The sequence below is a fragment of the Citrobacter sp. MNAZ 1397 genome (assembly GCF_023613995.1).
Classification (GTDB): domain Bacteria; phylum Pseudomonadota; class Gammaproteobacteria; order Enterobacterales; family Enterobacteriaceae; genus Phytobacter; species Phytobacter ursingii.
In genome coordinates this window covers 25,421-42,775 of the sequence record NZ_JAKIVH010000004.1, presented here as the reverse complement: position 1 = coordinate 42,775, position 17,355 = coordinate 25,421, and the positions used below count along the sequence as shown (strand labels likewise).

Sequence of the window (17,355 nt, the reverse complement as noted above, 5' to 3'; positions counted from 1 at the left end):
TTGTGTCTTACAGACGAAAATGTACCTGCTGGTAATGTGACACAGCTCACAGGGACATTTCCCCCTTCCATGTTCTATAATGCGCTTCGAATTCCACACCATTCTCACCACAGGCGAACGACGATGACGCAGGACGAATTAAAAAAAGCAGTGGGTTGGGCAGCGCTCAAATATGTTGAACCGGGTACTATCGTAGGTGTTGGTACTGGTTCCACCGCTGCGCACTTTATTGACGCGCTTGGTACCATGAAAGGTCAGATTGAAGGGGCGGTTTCCAGTTCCGACGCCTCGACAGAAAAACTGAAAGGCCTGGGTATCACCGTATTCGATCTGAACGAAGTCGACCGTCTGGGAATTTATGTAGATGGCGCGGATGAAATCAACGGTCAGATGCAGATGATCAAAGGCGGTGGCGCAGCGTTAACCCGCGAAAAAATCATTGCTTCGGTAGCCGATAAATTCATCTGTATCGCAGATGCATCCAAACAGGTCGAGATCCTGGGTAAATTTCCGTTGCCGGTAGAAGTGATCCCAATGGCACGCAGCGCCGTGGCACGTGAACTGGTGAAACTGGGCGGTCGTCCGGAATATCGCCAGAACGTGGTCACCGACAACGGCAACGTTATCCTCGACGTCTTTGGCCTGGAAATTATTGACCCTGTTGCGCTGGAAAACACCATTAACGGCATTCCGGGCGTGGTGACCGTGGGCTTGTTCGCCAACCGCGGTGCGGATGTGACGTTGATTGGCAGCGCCGATGGCGTCAAAACCATCACAAAATGATCTGTATGGGGGATGCGTTCCCCCATTAAAAAAATCTCAAAGAGCAAATTTGGTGACATCTGTCACGCTTCTGAGTTCACCCTGATAATCCTCCCGCCCCTATAGCTATTTTCAGCATATTCATCTGCCATTTCTCGCTGTATGACATTCCTTCACAGTGGCGACGCAAACGTTCATATTGCTGCAATAGTTTTTTTTGATATGTTGACTACAGGGGATGAATATCCACACAACATCAGTTATGACAAAAAACAGGGTCGGGTAAATGGCAAAGGTATCACTGGAGAAAGACAAGATTAAATTTCTGCTCGTCGAAGGGGTGCATCAGAAAGCACTCGATAGCCTTCGTGCGGCAGGTTACACCAACATCGAGTATCACAAAGGCGCGCTCGACAGTGAGCAGCTCAAAGAGTCTATCCGTGATGCCCACTTCATTGGCATTCGATCCCGTACTAACCTGACCGAAGATGTTATTGCCGCAGCTGAGAAACTGGTAGCGATTGGTTGCTTCTGTATCGGTACCAACCAGGTCAATCTGGATGCGGCAGCACAACGCGGTATCCCGGTCTTTAACGCTCCGTTCTCTAACACGCGTTCCGTGGCGGAACTGGTGATTGGCGAGCTGTTACTGCTGATGCGCGGTATTCCGGAAGCGAACGCCAAAGCGCACCGCGGTATCTGGAACAAACTCGCCGTGGGCTCTTACGAAGCGCGCGGTAAAAAACTGGGCATTATTGGTTATGGCCACATCGGTACCCAGCTTGGCATTCTGGCCGAGTCACTCGGCATGCACGTTTATTTCTACGATATTGAAAGCAAATTGCCGCTGGGTAACGCGACCCAGGTTCAGCACCTGTCCGACCTGCTCAACATGAGCGATGTTGTCAGCCTGCACGTGCCGGAAAATGCTTCGACCAAAAATATGATGGGCGCGGAAGAGCTGGCGCTAATGAAGCCAGGCGCGCTGCTGATCAACGCCGCACGTGGTACGGTTGTTGATATTCCAGCGTTGTGCGATGCGCTTAAGCGTAAACATCTGGCGGGTGCGGCAATTGACGTGTTCCCGACAGAGCCTGCAACGAACAGCGATCCGTTTAATTCACCGCTTTGTGAATTTGATAACGTGATTTTGACGCCGCATATTGGCGGTTCAACGCAGGAAGCGCAGGAAAACATTGGTCTGGAAGTCGCGGGTAAACTGATTAAGTACTCTGATAACGGCTCTACGCTCTCTGCCGTTAACTTCCCGGAAGTGTCGCTGCCGCTGCACGGCGGTCGTCGTCTGCTGCATATCCACGAAAACCGTCCAGGCGTACTGACCGCCATCAACCAGATCTTCGCTGGCGACGGCATCAACATTGCTGCTCAGTATCTGCAAACGACGCCGTATATGGGCTACGTGGTTATCGATATCGAAGCCGAAGAAGATGTGGCGCAAAAAGCGCTGCAGAGCATGAAAGCGATTCCGGGTACGATCCGCGCACGTCTGCTGTACTGATTCGGTGTAATGCCTGATGGCGCGATAAATGCAAAACGGCAACCTCAGGGTTGCCGTTTTTTCTGTGTTCTCCTTCGCCCACAGGGCGTAGGCCTCTTTCATTCACCAATTCCACAATGTCGATGGCGTCACCACCGCAGGTAGTGGAATATCCCACTCTTGCGCAGGAAGCACATCAACATGCTGACAATCATGTGCATAACCAACGGGCTGCAGAGAATATCGCTGCCAGTTTTGCAATGTTCTGTCGTAAAAGCCGCCGCCCATCCCCAGCCGTTGTCCCTGGCTGTCAAAGGCAACCAGTGGGGTTATCAGGACATCTAACTGAGCCAGCGGTAACACATCACGCACGTCGAGTTTCGGTTCCTGAATTTTCAGACGATTGATGACCAGCTCGCTATGCGGATGGTATTGCAAAAAAAGCAGGTTGCCAGGGCTGAACGGATGCAGTACCGGGAGATAAACGCGTTTACCGCTGCGCCAGAGCTGTTCGATAAGTGGTTGGGTATCCAGTTCGCCATCGAAGGAGAGAAAAAGGGCGACGGTATGTGCCATCACGACCGGCGGATAAGCCATCATGCGCGCTGCCGCTGCAACCGAAAACTGTTCCTGTTGCTCAGCGGTAAGGGCGCGACGACGCTGCCGTATGATTTTACGGATTTCCTGACGTGATGGGGGAAGCGCAGAAAGTTGTGTCATGGTACCAGGTAGAAAGAAGGGAATCTCCGAGATGCCGCCGCAGGCTGTAACCCTTGAACCCTTGGTTCAAGGTGAATGTGTCGTCATAGTTTTAAGGCTTCTCGGACGGACCGAGCATGCTCACCAACCATGGAGCGCCACATTCTTGTGGTATGAAATATCGGCTCAGGGGACTGGCCCGCTTGCGAACATCTCAGAGAAATTTTTTCTTCACGGTCACTCTACCATAGTTAACCTTGAAGTGTTATTCAAACTTCGGCCCCGGTCTTTCGGATATGCGACCCTGATCAAGCAATGCCTGTTCAATGGTCTGTTGTAACATCCGAATACGCTGTTCCATACTGGATGCGTAGTCACGGGTTTTTGCCTTTTCCTGAGTCAGTTCATAGCTGATATTCAGCGCTGCGATAAAGACTAACTGCTCAGTATTTGTGACTCTAGTGCGAACTTTCAGATCTTGCAACCGCTGATTCAGATCCTCCGCGGCCTGATTCAGAGCATCTCTCTGTTCAGGCGGGCAATTCACTCGCAGTGAACGGCCAAAAATTTGGATATCGACGGGTTGTGCAGACATGCCACCTTCCTGCTGTTTGACTGCGCTCTGCCTTCACACCCGAGTCCTGGCTGCGAAGGGGCGTCACTATAGCCACCCTGGTGAGAGGATTCAAGCTCTTTGCTATACCTTAATTCACTCATAGTGCATGCAAAGGCATGTAACGTGAAGCATGACGGGTATATCACCAGGGTCCAAAGTGGTAGCATACCATGAATATTCTCCCCAACGACGATGAATGCGCATGTCTATACAGAACGAAATACCTGGTTACAACGATGTAGGCCAGTTGCTCAATCAGCAAGGTGTTGGACTGATTCCTGCGGAAATGCACGGGCTTATCGCGGGGATGCTTTGTGGCGGGAACAACGACAGCTCCTGGCAGCCGCTGTTGCATGATTTGACCAACGAAGGGCTGGCATTTGGCCATGAGCTCGCACAGGCGTTGCGCAGCATGCATGCCGCCACCAGCGACTCACTGGAAGATGACGGTTTCCTGTTCCAGCTTTATCTGCCGACTGGCGATGACGTGAGCGTGTTTGATCGTGCCGACGCGCTGGCAGGCTGGGTTAACCATTTTCTGCTGGGGCTTGGTGTCACGCAGCCTAAACTCGACAAAGTAACCGGCGAAACCGGTGAAGCGATTGACGATCTGCGTAATATCGCCTTGCTCGGTTATGACGAAGATGAAGATCAGGAAGAGCTGGAGATGTCGCTCGAAGAGATCATCGAATATGTGCGCGTTGCGGCTCTGTTATGCCATGACACATTTACCCGCCCGCAGCCAACCGCGCCAGAAGTGCGTAAGCCAACCCTGCATTAATCTATTCCGCTCAGAGGAGGTGTCATGACACAGCTTGAGTTTCTCCGACGCCGTCAGGCGTTGCTGGCGCAAATGGCCCCAGCCAGCGCGGCGCTAATTTTCGCGGCGCCGGAGGTGACCCGCAGTGCCGACAGTGAATACCCGTATCGTCAGAACAGCGACTTTTGGTATTTCACCGGTTTTAATGAACCGGAAGCGGTACTGGTGCTGATTAAAAGTGATGATACCCATAATCACAGCGTCCTGTTTAACCGGATACGTGATAAAACGGCGGAAATCTGGTTTGGCCGCCGACTTGGGCAAGAGGCAGCGCCAGAAAAACTGGGTGTGGACAAAGCGCTGGCATTTCCGGAAATAGGCAAGCATCTTTATCAATTGCTCAACGGCCTGGACGCGGTCTATCACGCCCAGGGCGAATACGCCTATGCCGATGAGATTGTCTTTGCCGCCCTGGATAAACTGCGTAAAGGCTCTCGACAGAATCTCACTGCTCCGGCCACCGTGACCGACTGGCGACCTATCGTGCATGAAATGCGTCTGTTCAAGTCTGCCGAAGAAATCGACGTGATGCGTCGCGCCGGTGAGATTTCTGCGCTGGCACATACCCGTGCCATGCAAACCTGTAAACCCGGGATGTTTGAATACCAGCTTGAAGGCGAAATCCACCACGAGTTCAACCGTCACGGCGCCCGTTTCCCGTCCTATAACACTATCGTCGGTGCCGGGGAGAACGGCTGTATTTTGCATTACACCGAAAACGAAAGCGTGATGCGGGATGGTGATCTGGTGTTGATTGACGCTGGTTGCGAATACATGGGTTATGCCGGTGATATTACCCGCACTTTCCCGGTAAACGGCACATTCAGCCCGGCGCAGCGTGAAGTGTATGACATTGTCCTGGAATCCCTGGAAACGGCTCTGCGCCTGTTCCGACCCGGTACCTCGATTCAGGAAGTGAACGGTGAAGTGGTACGCATCATGGTGACCGGGCTGGTGAAACTGGGCATTCTTAAGGGCGAAGTTGAGATGTTGGTTGCCGAGAATGCGCATCGCCCCTTCTTTATGCATGGTCTGAGCCACTGGCTGGGGCTGGATGTCCATGATGTCGGCGTTTACGGTCAGGATCGTTCACGTATCCTTGAACCGGGAATGGTGTTGACCGTCGAGCCCGGTCTCTATATTGCCCCTGATGCGGATGTCCCTCAGGCGTATCGCGGCATCGGCATCCGTGTGGAAGATGATATTGTGATCACCGAAAACGGTAATGAAAACCTCACCGCCAGCGTCGTCAAAAAAGCCGACGATATTGAGGCGCTGATGGCAGCGGCACGTCGCTCATGAGTGTACTTATTGTTGGTGGCGGTATGGCGGGCGCGACGCTCGCACTGTCGATTTCGCATTTAACCGGTGGCCGTCTTCCTGTTCATTTGATTGAAGCGACCGAACCGAGTTCTCAGGACCATCCTGGCTTTGATGCGCGCGCTATCGCACTTGCGGCGGGCACATGCCAGCAACTCGCGCGAGTGGGGATCTGGTCGCATATCGCCGAGAAAGCCACGCCGATCACCACTGTGCATGTCAGCGATCGCGGGCATGCCGGTTTTGTGACGCTTGATGCGGATGATTATCGCGTTGAGGCTCTCGGCCAGGTAGTGGAACTGCATGATGTCGGTACCCGTCTTTTCAGCCTTCTAAAAAAAGCGCCTGGCGTGACGCTCCACTGTCCGGCACGGGTGAGCTTCTTCTCCAGGGATGAGGACCGTGTGGCGGTCGCGCTGGAAAGCGGTGAGACGATTAACGGAACCTTGTTAGTCGCCGCTGATGGCTCCCGCTCTGCGCTGGGCGCGCAATGTGGCATCAGCTGGCAACAGGCTCCCTATCAGCAGGTCGCGGTGATTGCTAACGTAACGACCTCGCAGGCGCATCAGGGGCGCGCGTTTGAGCGTTTTACCGCTCACGGTCCGTTGGCAATGCTGCCGATGTCCCAGGGACGTTGCTCGCTGGTGTGGTGTCACCCGCTCGAAAAACAGGAGCAAATTCTGAGCTGGAGCGACGAGACGTTCTGCCATGAGTTGCAAAAAGCCTTTGGCTGGCGACTGGGCCGAATTGTGCAAGCAGGAGCACGTAACGCTTATCCGCTTTCGCTTTCCACCGCCTCTTCACCTATTTCGCATCGCACTGTGCTGGTGGGTAATGCTGCGCAGACGCTCCACCCGATTGCCGGGCAGGGCTTTAACCTGGGGATGCGTGATGTGATGAGCCTGGCCGAAACGCTGGCTGATGCCTGGTCGCAGCAGCAGGATGTGGGCGGTTATCGCGTGCTGACGCGTTATCGCGATCGCCGCCATGATGATAAGTGCGCTACGATTGGCGTGACAGACGGGTTAGTGCATCTTTTTGCTAATCGCTGGGCGCCACTGGTGGTCGGGCGTAACGTCGGTTTGATGACAATGGAATTATTTACCCCGGCGCGTGATGCGCTGGCGCAGCGTACCCTTGGCTGGGTGGCGCGTTAAGGTCCAGGAGTTATTTGTGCAAAGTGTTGATGTGGCGATTGTAGGCGGCGGCATGGTAGGACTGGCGCTGGCCTGTGGATTACAGGGCAGTGGCCTGCGCGTGGCGGTGCTGGAGCAGCATGCGCCCGCCCCCCTGGAAGAGGATGCCCCTGCGCAACTGCGTGTCTCGGCGATCAATGCCGCAAGCGAAAAACTGCTGACGCGCCTTGGCGTCTGGTCGTCGATTGTTGCCCATCGCGCCAGCTGTTATCACGGCATGGAAGTGTGGGATAAAGACAGCTTTGGCCGGATTGCTTTTGACGATCAGAGCATGGGTTATAGCCATCTCGGTCATATTATTGAAAACAGCGTTATCCATCAGGCGTTGTGGAACAAAGCCCATCAGTGTTCGGATGTGTCAATCCTTGCCCCAGCGGAGCTGCAGCAGGTGGCCTGGGGTGAAAACGAAGCGTTTCTTACCCTCAAGGATGGCGGCATGCTTACCGCCCGACTGGTCGTCGGTGCTGATGGCGCCAACTCATGGTTACGCAACAAAGCCGATATCCCGCTGACCTTCTGGGACTACAACCATCATGCGCTGGTGGCGACTATCCGTACCGATGAGCCACATCAGGCTATCGCGCGGCAGGTTTTCCACGATGAAAGCATCCTTGCGTTTCTGCCGTTGGCCGACCCGCACTTGTGTTCCATTGTCTGGTCGCTGCCGCCTGAACGGGCAGAGCAAATGCAGCAGGCAGACGCAGAGGCATTCAATCAGGCGCTGTGCGTTGCGTTTGATAACCGCCTTGGGTTGTGCCGTGTGGAAAGCGAGCGGCAGGTTTATCCGCTGACCGGACGCTACGCGCGTCATTTTGCCGGGCATCGCCTGGCATTGATGGGCGACGCGGCGCACACCATTCATCCCCTTGCCGGGCAGGGCGTTAACCTGGGCTTTATGGATGCGGCCGAACTGGTGAGTGAACTCAAGCGGCTGCACGGTCAGGGCAAAGATATTGGTCAGCATATGTATCTGCGTCGTTACGAACGCAGCCGTAAACACAGTGCCGCACTGATGCTGGCCGGAATGCAGGGTTTCCGCGAATTGTTTTCCGGTACCCACCCGGCGAAAAAGCTGTTCCGTGACATTGGACTGAAACTGGCGGATACATTGCCAGGGGTTAAACCTCAGTTGCTTCGCCAGGCGATGGGGCTGAATGACCTCCCACAGTGGTTGCGTTAACTGCGTCACACTTTCCCTTCCCCCCGGCGGGAAGGGAGACCCTTCCTCATTTGAAAAATTCTAATTTCACCTCATTTTTCAGATTAGTTTTTCTCATCTCTTGTTTTTTCTCTGTCGGGAAAATTATCTCTTTTGTAGTGGTAAATATCGCTTAATGCGATAGTTTCCCGACCGGAGTGATTCTTTATGCGCCATTTTGCGCTCAGCACTGGTTTAATATTCTGTAGGGGGTTTTGCTAAAAATGGTCATAAGCTAATGTGATGACCCATTTTCTCTTATGGTTAAGTGCCCCTTTCGGTGATAAGTTCAGGCGAAAGTGAACGTTTGCGTCGGCGACCGGGATCGGAGTCGGCGTCTTGTCATGCGGTGAATTTTTCGCCGCTGAAAACGTGAAAGCCCCGCTTACTCGACGAGGAAAAGATGGCCCAGCAGACTCCTTTATATGAACAACACACGCTGTGCGGCGCACGCATGGTGGATTTCCATGGCTGGATGATGCCGTTGCATTACGGCTCGCAAATTGATGAACACCACGCGGTACGTACTGATGCGGGCATGTTTGATGTGTCGCACATGACAATTGTCGATTTACGCGGCAGCCGTACCCGGGAATTCTTGCGCTATCTGCTGGCAAATGACGTAGCGAAGCTCACCAAACCCGGCAAGGCGCTATACTCCGGAATGCTGAATGCGTCGGGCGGCGTCATTGATGACCTCATCGTCTACTACTTCACCGACGATTTCTTCCGCCTCGTTGTAAACTCCGCCACCCGCGAAAAAGACCTCTCCTGGATTACCCAACACGCTGAACCTTTTGCCATTGACATCACCGTTCGTGACGATCTGTCGTTGATTGCGGTTCAGGGGCCAAACGCGCAGGCCAAAGCCGCTACCCTTTTCACGGACGAACAGCGTCAGGCAGTAGAAGGCATGAAGCCGTTCTTTGGCGTTGAATCTGGTGATCTGTTTATCGCGACCACAGGCTATACCGGCGAAGCGGGTTATGAAATCGCGCTGCCGAACGAACAGGCTGCGGATTTCTGGCAAAAACTGGTGAAAGCAGGCGTCAGGCCTTGTGGCCTCGGCGCGCGCGATACGCTGCGTCTTGAAGCGGGCATGAACTTGTACGGTCAGGAGATGGATGAGGGCGTTTCGCCGCTCGCAGCCAATATGGGCTGGACCATTGCCTGGGAACCAGCGGAGCGTAATTTTATTGGCCGCGAAGCGCTCGAGTTACAACGTGAGAAAGGTACCGAACACCTGGTCGGTCTGATCATGACAGAGAAAGGTGTGCTGCGTAACGAATTGCCGGTGCGGTTCACCGATGTCCACGGTAACGCGCAAGAAGGCGTGATCACCAGCGGCACTTTCTCCCCGACGCTGGGCTACAGTATTGCACTGGCGCGTGTGCCTGCGGGCATTGGCGATACGGCAATCGTTCAGATCCGTAACCGTGAAATGCCGGTAAAAGTGACGAAACCTATTTTTGTACGCGCTGGCAAAGCCGTCGCGTGATTCATTCTTATTTGGAGAGTTAGTGATGAGCAACGTACCTGCAGAATTGAAATACAGCAAAGAACACGAGTGGCTGCGTAAAGAAGCGGATGGCACCTACACCGTCGGTATCACTGAACATGCGCAGGAATTGTTGGGTGACATGGTGTTTGTTGACCTGCCAGAAGTGGGCGCAACCGTTGCTGCTGGCGATGATTGCGCCGTCGCCGAATCAGTAAAAGCGGCTTCCGATATTTATGCCCCGATCAGCGGTGAAATCGTTGCTGTCAACGAGACTCTGGGCGATGCGCCGGAGCAGGTTAACAGCGAGCCTTATGGCGAAGGCTGGATTTTCAAAATCAAAGCCAGTGATGAAGCAGAAGTTGATGCGCTGCTGAGTGCGACAGAATACGAAGCACTGTTAGAAGACGAGTAATTGTTAATCCCCCTCTCCCTTTGGGAGAGGGCAGGGGTGAGGGTGCCAAGCTTCCCCTCACCCTAACCCTCTCCCGGAGGGAGAGGGAACTTATATTCACCGCACGTTTCAGGAACCATCGCTCATGACACAGACTTTAAGCCAGCTTGAAAACCGTGGCGCTTTCATTGAACGTCACATTGGGCCGGATGCTCAGCAACAGCAGGAGATGCTGAAAACGGTTGGCGCGGATTCATTAAATGCACTGATTGCGCAGATCGTGCCGAAAGATATCCAGCTCGCCACGCCGCCGCAGGTGGGTGAAGCCACGACTGAATATGCCGCGCTGGCGGAGCTAAAAGCGATTGCCGGTCGTAACAAGCGCTTTAAGTCTTACATTGGCATGGGTTATACCGCCGTGCAATTACCGCCGGTTATCCTGCGCAATATGCTGGAAAATCCTGGTTGGTACACTGCCTATACGCCGTATCAGCCGGAAGTCTCACAAGGTCGTCTTGAAGCCTTGTTGAATTTTCAGCAGGTGACGCTGGATCTAACCGGCCTCGACATGGCCTCAGCTTCTCTGCTGGATGAAGCTACCGCCGCTGCCGAAGCGATGGCGATGGCAAAACGCGTCAGCAAACTGAAAAATGCCAACCGTTTCTTTGTTGCTGCCGACATTCATCCGCAAACGCTGGATGTGGTGCGCACCCGTGCCGAAACCTTTGGTTTTGACGTTATCGTGGATGATGCCAGTAAAGTGCTGGATCATCAGGATGTCTTCGGCGTGCTGTTGCAGCAGGTGGGCACCACCGGCGAAGTACACGACTACAGCGCGCTGATTACCGAGCTGAAAGCCCGTAAAATTGTGGTCAGCGTGGCCGCTGATTTTATGGCGTTGGTGTTGTTAACCGCGCCGGGCAAACAGGGGGCAGATATTGTCTTCGGTTCCGCGCAGCGCTTCGGTGTGCCGATGGGCTACGGCGGTCCGCATGCGGCATTCTTTGCTGCAAAAGATGAATTCAAACGCTCAATGCCGGGACGCATTATCGGTGTCTCCAGAGACGCGACGGGCAATACCGCGCTGCGTATGGCGATGCAGACCCGCGAGCAGCATATCCGTCGCGAAAAAGCGAACTCCAACATCTGTACTTCGCAGGTACTGCTGGCCAACATCGCCAGCCTGTACGCGGTGTATCACGGTCCGGTTGGTCTGAAACGTATTGCCAGCCGTATCCACCGTCTGGCCGATATTCTGGCGGCTGGCCTGCAGCAAAAAGGGCTTAAGCTGCGTCACGCGCACTACTTCGACACACTGTGCGTTGAAGTCGCTGATAAAGCCGCCGTACTGGCGCGCGCGCAAGCGGCTGAAATCAACCTGCGCAGCGATATTCTGAATGCCGTGGGTATCACGCTGGATGAAACCACTACCCGCGAAGATGTGCAGAAACTCTTTGCCGTGGTATTGGGCGACTCGAACGGACTGGATATCGACGCACTGGATAAAGATGTGGCGCTCGACAGCCGTTCCGTACCTGCCGCGATGTTGCGTGATGATGCGATCCTGAGCCACCCGGTCTTTAATCGCTATCACAGCGAAACCGAGATGATGCGCTATATGCACTCTCTGGAGCGCAAAGATCTGGCGCTTAACCAGGCGATGATCCCGCTGGGTTCCTGCACCATGAAGCTCAACGCCGCTGCGGAAATGATCCCGATCACCTGGCCTGAATTCGCCGAACTGCATCCGTTCTGCCCGGCGGAGCAAGCCGAAGGCTACCATCACATGATCGCTCAGCTTTCCGACTGGCTGGTGAAACTGACGGGTTACGATGCCCTTTGTATGCAGCCGAACTCTGGCGCACAGGGGGAATATGCGGGCCTGCTGGCGATCCGTCACTATCATGAGAGCCGCAACGAAGGCCATCGTGATATCTGCCTGATCCCAAGCTCTGCACACGGTACCAACCCGGCATCCGCACAGATGGCAGGTATGCAGGTGGTGGTTGTAGCCTGTGATAAAAACGGCAACATCGATCTGGCGGATCTGCGTACCAAAGCGGAGCAACACGCGGCAAACCTCTCCTGCATCATGGTGACCTACCCGTCCACCCACGGCGTCTACGAAGAGACTATCCGTGAAGTGTGCGAAATCGTTCACCAGTTCGGCGGCCAGGTTTATCTCGACGGTGCGAACATGAACGCCCAGGTGGGCATCACTTCGCCGGGCTTTATCGGCGCAGATGTGTCGCATCTCAACCTGCATAAAACCTTCTGCATTCCGCACGGCGGTGGCGGTCCTGGTATGGGGCCGATTGGCGTGAAAGCACACCTGGCACCGTTCGTGCCGGGCCACAGCGTGGTGCAGATTGAAGGCATGCTGACCCGCCAGGGCGCGGTATCCGCCGCCCCGTTTGGTAGCGCGTCGATCTTGCCAATCAGCTGGATGTACATCCGCATGATGGGTGCCGAAGGGCTCAAACAGGCAAGTCAGGTGGCGATTCTGAATGCCAACTACATCGCCAGCCGTCTGAAAGAGGCATTCCCGGTTCTTTATACGGGTCGCGATGGCCGGGTGGCGCATGAATGTATTCTCGACATTCGTCCGCTGAAAGAAGAGACCGGCATTAGCGAACTGGATATTGCGAAGCGCCTGATTGACTACGGTTTCCATGCGCCGACCATGTCCTTCCCGGTCGCGGGCACGCTGATGGTTGAGCCGACGGAGTCAGAAAGTAAAGCCGAACTGGATCGCTTTATTGACGCGATGCTGGCCATTCGTGGCGAAATCAACCGCGTGAAAGCGGGCGAGTGGACGCTGACTGATAACCCGCTGGTGAATGCGCCGCATACTCAGAACGAGCTGGTAACCGAGTGGCATCACGGTTATACCCGTGAGCAGGCTGTCTTCCCGGCAGGCGTGGCGAACAAGTACTGGCCGACGGTGAAACGTCTTGATGACGTTTACGGTGACCGTAACCTGTTCTGCTCCTGCGTGCCGATGAGCGAATACCAGTAATTAGCGCTACGCTTCTACAGGCCGGGTGAACGTTCGCGTTGCCCGGCCTTTTTTATTGGAGGGAATACAGATTGGCAATTGCACTGGTCACTGGCGGTAGCCGGGGAATAGGAAAGGCGACGGCGTTGCTGCTGGGCGCGGAAGGATATACGGTCGCGGTCAATTATCAGCACAATGCGCAGGCCGCGCAGTCGGTGGTGGAAACCATTATTGCGGCAGGCGGGAAGGCGTTCGCAATACAGGCCGATATCGGCGAAGAATCGCAGGTTGTGGCGATGTTTGCGCGCATTGATGAGGTGGGTGAACCGCTGACCGCGCTGGTCAACAACGCCGGAATTCTGTTTACCCAGAGTCGTGTGGAAGCGATGACGGCGGAACGGATTAATCAGGTACTGCGTACTAACGTAACGGGTACTTTTCTCTGCTGCCGGGAGGCGGTTAAACGCATGGCACTGCCCCATGGCGGAAAAGGCGGGGCTATAGTGAATGTCTCTTCGGCCGGGGCGCGGCTCGGTTCGCCCGGCGAGTATGTTGATTACGCGGCGTCGAAGGGGGCGATGGATACGCTTACCACGGGCTTGTCGGTGGAAGTCGCGGCGCAGGGGATTCGCGTGAACAGCGTTCGACCAGGGTTTATCTATACGGACATGCATGCATCTGGCGGTGAACCTGGGCGAGTCGATCGGGTGAAATCGATGCTGCCGATGCAACGTGGCGGTCAGCCGGAAGAGGTGGCGCAGGCGATTGCCTGGCTGCTGAGCGAGAAGGCGTCTTATGTAACCGGGAGTTTTATCGAGCTGGCGGGGGGAAAGTAGTGCCGGTTTGTCCCCTCACCCCGGTGGGGTGAGGGGAACTCAACTTAGATATTCTCGCCGTTGCTGGCGATCACTTCTTTATACCAGTTGAAACTCTTCTTACGGGAACGGGACATGTCGCCGGTGCCGTCATCATGCTTGTTCACATAGATAAAGCCGTAGCGTTTGCTGTACTGACCGGTGGTGAAAGAGACGCAGTCGATGCAGCCCCACGGTGTGTAACCCATCAGGTCAACGCCGTCGTAGGTCACCGCTTCAACCATCTCCTTCACGTGAGCACGCAGGTAATCGATGCGATAATCGTCGATAATGCTGCCATCTTCTTCCACTTTGTCGTATGCGCCAAAGCCGTTTTCAACAATAAACAGCGGCTTCTGATAGCGCTCATACAGTTCGCACAAGGCATAACGCAGGCCTACCGGGTCAATCTGCCAGCCCCAGTCGGAGGCTTTCACGTGTGGATTCGGTACACTGCCCTGGAAGCCAGAGATCGCATCACCGCTGCCGCCTTCTGCCTTCACAGCATTCGTCATGTAGTAGCTAAAGCCGAGATAATCACAGGTTCCTTCACGCAGAGCCTGCTCGTCGCCCGCTTCCATTTTGATGTTGAAGCCGCGGCGCTCCCATTCGTTCAATACGTAAGACGGGTAGTAACCACGCAACTGGACATCAGTAAAGACATAGCGCTCACGCATAGATTCCTGCGCAAACATCACATCTTCTGGCTTACAGGAGAACGGATACAGCGGCACCATGGCCAGCATGCAGCCGATTTTCATTTCCGGATTGATGCGATGACCAATGTTGACCGCCATTGCGCTGGCAACGAACTGGTGGTGCAGCACCTGGTACATGGTCTCTTCAGGGTTTTCATGGTCGGTATAGACCACACCGGAACAGCAGTAGCCAAACAGCGGCGCACGCCAGTTACGCTGGTTGTTGATTTCGTTGAAGGTCATCCAGTATTTCACCTTCGCTTTGTAGCGCTCAAACACCACTTCGGCGAAGCGAACAAAGAAATCAACGACTTTACGGTTCGTCCAGCCGCCGTACTCTTGCACCAGGTGCAGCGGCATTTCGAAGTGAGACAGGGTGATGACAGGTTCGATGTTATATTTGAGCAGTTCGTCAAACATATCATCATAGAATTTCAGACCTTCTTCGTTAGGCTGCAATTCGTCGCCTTTCGGGAAGATGCGTGTCCAGGCGATAGAGGTGCGGAAGCATTTGAAGCCCATTTCGGCGAAGAGTTTGATGTCTTCTTTGTAGTGGCCGTAAAAATCGACCGCTTCATGGTTCGGGTAGTATTTCCCTTCGATGACCTGCCGGGTGATTTCACGTGGAACACCGTGCGCGCCACCGGTGAGCACATCACAAATACTCGGGCCTTTTCCGCCCTGATTCCAGCCGCCTTCAACCTGATGTGCGGCAACGGCACCGCCCCATAAAAAGTCTTTTGGTAAGGTCAATTTTTTCATTGTTGCTATTCTCGCCCTGGTAATAAAATCTGCGCTCGAGTCTAGCAAAGGGAATAAAAATGTCACGATATAACAAATTACCCTTATGGTGATTTGTTACATCAATAAAACAATATGTTTTTTTATGCTATTTTCTTCGCCAGTTTCCGACCCAGTGATTCCAGAATATAAATCACCGGAATTTGCGTCGTTATATCATAAACCCCGGCAATACGCGTTTGCGGTACATGCCAGGAAAGATTGAAATCGGCCAGTTTTGCCAGTCGCGAATGCTCATGGCTGGTGATGGTCAACACTTTACAGTGATGGAGGCTGAACTGGCTGGCGAAACGCAGAATCTCCTCGGTCTCCCCGGAGACAGACAACACGATAGCCAGGGCATTTCTCGCCATGTCATTTGTAACCGGAAAATAAGGGTCGTCGATATGATTACTGAATTTCCCGACATTGGAAAAAAATCGTGCACCGTATTTTGCCAGAGCGCCGGATGTTCCCGCACCAACAAAAATAATACGTTCCGATGATAATATAATATCGACCGCTTTATCTAATAACGTGTCAAACTCATCGTTATTTACGCTTTTAAAAAAACTGATAATTTCGCTGGCACCAAAATTAGCCTGCTGGGGCTCATTTTGTTCTAAATATAATTTAAAGCGGACGCGAAATTCTGAATACCCCTCACATTGCAGCTTGCGGCAGAAACGCAGCACCGTGGTGGTTGACACCCCAGCTCCGTCGGCCAGTTCGCGGATGGTCATGTACATCACTTTGTCACGATTTTTGACGACATAGTTGTAGACCATCATCTCAAGATTGTTGAGACTGGCGATAGCGGCGTGGGAGAACATACTCACAGTATCAACGACTCACTTATCAGATTTATCATCAGGGAATAATAACATGCAGCCGAACGACATCACTTTTTTTCAGCGCTTTCAGGACGACATTCTGGCGGGCCGCAAAACGATTACTCTCCGCGATGAAAGTGAATCGCACTTTCGCACCGGGGATATCTTGCGCGTGGGGCGTTACGAGGATGACGGCTATTTTTGCACCATCAAGGTTGTTGGTACGTCCACGACCACCCTTGACAGCCTGACAGAAGAACATGCGCAGCAGGAAAACATGTCCCTGGCTGAGCTCCGGAATGTCATTGCCGATATCTATCCCGGACAGAACCAGTTTTATGTAATTGATTTCAAGGTTCTTTAGAAAAACAGTAACGCCTGTTAGTTTAAATTTTTATGTAACTAACTGATATTTATCTATTCATATAAATATCATGATTTATTTTAGCGAACAGGTGTGCACTGGAATCATTCTCAGTTACTCTATAGGCGCGACGTTTTATTTTGAGTTCTCCCGGAGTTAACTATGGTGGATAAACCATTAATCGCACAGGGATACACGCTGGCTGAGGAAATAGCCAACAGCATCAGTCATGGCATCGGGCTGGTGTTTGGTATTGTAGGACTGGTGCTTCTGCTGGTGCAGGCCGTTGACACGAATGCCAGCACGCTGGCGATCACCAGCTACAGTCTTTATGGCGGCAGCATGATTCTGCTGTTTCTCGCCTCCACGCTTTATCACGCTATACCGCATCAGCGAGCAAAAGTGTGGCTTAAGAAATTCGACCATTGCGCGATCTATCTGCTGATTGCCGGAACCTATACGCCTTTTCTGCTAGTGGGACTGGATTCGCCGCTGGCCCGGGGATTGATGATTGTTATCTGGGGTCTCGCCCTGCTGGGCATCCTTTTCAAGTTGACCATTGCCCACCGTTTCAAAGTGCTATCGCTGGTGACCTATCTGACCATGGGCTGGCTGTCGCTGATTGTGGTTTATCAATTGGCGATCAAACTGTCGGTTGGCGGCGTGACGTTACTGGCCGCAGGTGGCGTGGTTTACTCGCTGGGCGTGATATTTTACGTCTGCAAGCGTATTCCCTATAACCACGCTATCTGGCACGGCTTTGTGCTGGGCGGCAGTATGTGCCACTTTCTGGCGATTTATTTGTATGTGGGGCAGGTGTAGTTTGT

General features: G+C 53.6%; 16 protein-coding genes and 1 other RNA gene. 12 read left to right on the top strand and 5 right to left on the bottom strand.

Going from position 1 to position 17,355, the window contains the following annotated elements; all coding sequences use genetic code 11:
* The first annotated feature begins 123 nt into the window (after window positions 1-123).
* Entirely contained in the window at window positions 124-783 is a 660-nt protein-coding gene (gene rpiA / locus L2097_RS19780) for a ribose-5-phosphate isomerase RpiA (protein ID WP_250353542.1), read from the top strand.
* A 265-nt stretch (window positions 784-1,048) separates the two neighbouring features.
* The gene (gene serA / locus L2097_RS19775; RefSeq protein WP_085006429.1) at window positions 1,049-2,281 is read left to right on the top strand and encodes a phosphoglycerate dehydrogenase; all 1,233 of its coding nucleotides are present in this window, start codon (window positions 1,049-1,051) and stop codon (window positions 2,279-2,281) included.
* Window positions 2,282-2,383: 102 nt separating this feature from the next.
* Here serA and L2097_RS19770 read toward each other — a convergent pair whose 3' ends face one another.
* From L2097_RS19770 to zapA, 3 genes are all read right to left on the bottom strand, one after another.
* Window positions 2,384-2,980, bottom strand: a complete 597-nt coding sequence (locus L2097_RS19770) for a 5-formyltetrahydrofolate cyclo-ligase (RefSeq protein WP_250353541.1) — start codon at window positions 2,978-2,980, stop codon at window positions 2,384-2,386.
* A gap of 19 nt (window positions 2,981-2,999) precedes the next feature.
* A non-coding RNA gene (gene ssrS, locus L2097_RS19765) (6S RNA) lies at window positions 3,000-3,183 on the bottom strand.
* 41 nt (window positions 3,184-3,224) lie between these two features.
* Window positions 3,225-3,554, bottom strand: coding sequence for a cell division protein ZapA (zapA, locus tag L2097_RS19760; RefSeq protein ID WP_039077987.1), 330 nt, complete (start codon window positions 3,552-3,554; stop codon window positions 3,225-3,227).
* 223 nt (window positions 3,555-3,777) lie between these two features.
* On the opposite strand from zapA, the gene L2097_RS19755 reads away from it, so the two are divergent.
* From L2097_RS19755 to L2097_RS19720, 8 genes are all read left to right on the top strand, one after another.
* Window positions 3,778-4,356 carry a YecA/YgfB family protein gene (locus L2097_RS19755; protein WP_125123904.1) on the top strand — a complete coding sequence of 193 codons (579 nt, stop codon included), beginning with the start codon at window positions 3,778-3,780 and terminating at the stop codon, window positions 4,354-4,356.
* Between the two features lie 24 nt (window positions 4,357-4,380).
* Window positions 4,381-5,697 (top strand): Xaa-Pro aminopeptidase, encoded by a 1,317-nt coding sequence (pepP, locus tag L2097_RS19750; RefSeq protein ID WP_047368953.1) that lies wholly within the window; start codon window positions 4,381-4,383, stop codon window positions 5,695-5,697.
* Window positions 5,694-6,872, top strand: a complete 1,179-nt coding sequence (gene ubiH / locus L2097_RS19745) for a 2-octaprenyl-6-methoxyphenyl hydroxylase (RefSeq protein WP_250353540.1) — start codon at window positions 5,694-5,696, stop codon at window positions 6,870-6,872. Before pepP ends, ubiH begins: the two co-directional genes overlap by 4 nt.
* 16 nt (window positions 6,873-6,888) lie before the next feature.
* Window positions 6,889-8,091 (top strand): FAD-dependent 2-octaprenylphenol hydroxylase, encoded by a 1,203-nt coding sequence (ubiI, locus tag L2097_RS19740; protein ID WP_250353539.1) that lies wholly within the window; start codon window positions 6,889-6,891, stop codon window positions 8,089-8,091.
* Between the two features lie 421 nt (window positions 8,092-8,512).
* On the top strand, window positions 8,513-9,607 hold the full coding sequence (gene gcvT / locus L2097_RS19735) for a glycine cleavage system aminomethyltransferase GcvT (RefSeq protein WP_047368956.1): 1,095 nt from the start codon (window positions 8,513-8,515) through the stop codon (window positions 9,605-9,607).
* Window positions 9,608-9,632: 25 nt separating this feature from the next.
* Entirely contained in the window at window positions 9,633-10,022 is a 390-nt protein-coding gene (gene gcvH / locus L2097_RS19730; RefSeq protein WP_047368957.1) for a glycine cleavage system protein GcvH, read from the top strand.
* A gap of 124 nt (window positions 10,023-10,146) precedes the next feature.
* On the top strand, window positions 10,147-13,020 hold the full coding sequence (gene gcvP / locus L2097_RS19725; protein WP_250353538.1) for an aminomethyl-transferring glycine dehydrogenase: 2,874 nt from the start codon (window positions 10,147-10,149) through the stop codon (window positions 13,018-13,020).
* Window positions 13,021-13,091: 71 nt separating this feature from the next.
* Entirely contained in the window at window positions 13,092-13,835 is a 744-nt protein-coding gene (locus tag L2097_RS19720; RefSeq protein ID WP_250353537.1) for an SDR family oxidoreductase, read from the top strand.
* 44 nt (window positions 13,836-13,879) lie between these two features.
* Here the strand turns inward: L2097_RS19720 and L2097_RS19715 are convergent, their stop codons facing one another.
* Complete coding sequence (locus L2097_RS19715; protein WP_250353536.1) at window positions 13,880-15,313, bottom strand: 6-phospho-beta-glucosidase; 1,434 nt, start codon at window positions 15,311-15,313, stop codon at window positions 13,880-13,882.
* 122 nt (window positions 15,314-15,435) lie between these two features.
* The gene (locus L2097_RS19710; RefSeq protein ID WP_039077977.1) at window positions 15,436-16,164 is read right to left on the bottom strand and encodes a MurR/RpiR family transcriptional regulator; all 729 of its coding nucleotides are present in this window, start codon (window positions 16,162-16,164) and stop codon (window positions 15,436-15,438) included.
* A gap of 52 nt (window positions 16,165-16,216) precedes the next feature.
* On the opposite strand from L2097_RS19710, the gene yqfB reads away from it, so the two are divergent.
* Complete coding sequence (gene yqfB / locus L2097_RS19705; protein ID WP_047368961.1) at window positions 16,217-16,528, top strand: N(4)-acetylcytidine aminohydrolase; 312 nt, start codon at window positions 16,217-16,219, stop codon at window positions 16,526-16,528.
* 162 nt (window positions 16,529-16,690) lie between these two features.
* On the top strand, window positions 16,691-17,350 hold the full coding sequence (gene trhA, locus L2097_RS19700) for a PAQR family membrane homeostasis protein TrhA (RefSeq protein WP_085006437.1): 660 nt from the start codon (window positions 16,691-16,693) through the stop codon (window positions 17,348-17,350).
* Window positions 17,351-17,355: the final 5 nt, after the last annotated feature.

Excerpts from the sequence above, each read along its gene's own strand:
- rpiA (WP_250353542.1), top strand. The coding sequence starts at position 124 with ATGACGCAGGACGAATTAAAAAAAGCAGTGGGTTGGGCAGCGCTCAAA.
- gcvT (WP_047368956.1), top strand. The coding sequence starts at position 8,513 with ATGGCCCAGCAGACTCCTTTATATGAACAACACACGCTGTGCGGCGCA.
- yqfB (WP_047368961.1), top strand. The coding sequence starts at position 16,217 with ATGCAGCCGAACGACATCACTTTTTTTCAGCGCTTTCAGGACGACATT.
- L2097_RS19770 (WP_250353541.1), bottom strand. The coding sequence starts at position 2,980 with ATGACACAACTTTCTGCGCTTCCCCCATCACGTCAGGAAATCCGTAAA.
- gcvP (WP_250353538.1), top strand. The coding sequence starts at position 10,147 with ATGACACAGACTTTAAGCCAGCTTGAAAACCGTGGCGCTTTCATTGAA.
- L2097_RS19710 (WP_039077977.1), bottom strand. The coding sequence starts at position 16,164 with ATGTTCTCCCACGCCGCTATCGCCAGTCTCAACAATCTTGAGATGATG.
- gcvH (WP_047368957.1), top strand. The coding sequence starts at position 9,633 with ATGAGCAACGTACCTGCAGAATTGAAATACAGCAAAGAACACGAGTGG.
- ubiH (WP_250353540.1), top strand. The coding sequence starts at position 5,694 with ATGAGTGTACTTATTGTTGGTGGCGGTATGGCGGGCGCGACGCTCGCA.
- pepP (WP_047368953.1), top strand. The coding sequence starts at position 4,381 with ATGACACAGCTTGAGTTTCTCCGACGCCGTCAGGCGTTGCTGGCGCAA.
- serA (WP_085006429.1), top strand. The coding sequence starts at position 1,049 with ATGGCAAAGGTATCACTGGAGAAAGACAAGATTAAATTTCTGCTCGTC.
- L2097_RS19715 (WP_250353536.1), bottom strand. The coding sequence starts at position 15,313 with ATGAAAAAATTGACCTTACCAAAAGACTTTTTATGGGGCGGTGCCGTT.
- trhA (WP_085006437.1), top strand. The coding sequence starts at position 16,691 with ATGGTGGATAAACCATTAATCGCACAGGGATACACGCTGGCTGAGGAA.
- zapA (WP_039077987.1), bottom strand. The coding sequence starts at position 3,554 with ATGTCTGCACAACCCGTCGATATCCAAATTTTTGGCCGTTCACTGCGA.
- L2097_RS19755 (WP_125123904.1), top strand. The coding sequence starts at position 3,778 with ATGTCTATACAGAACGAAATACCTGGTTACAACGATGTAGGCCAGTTG.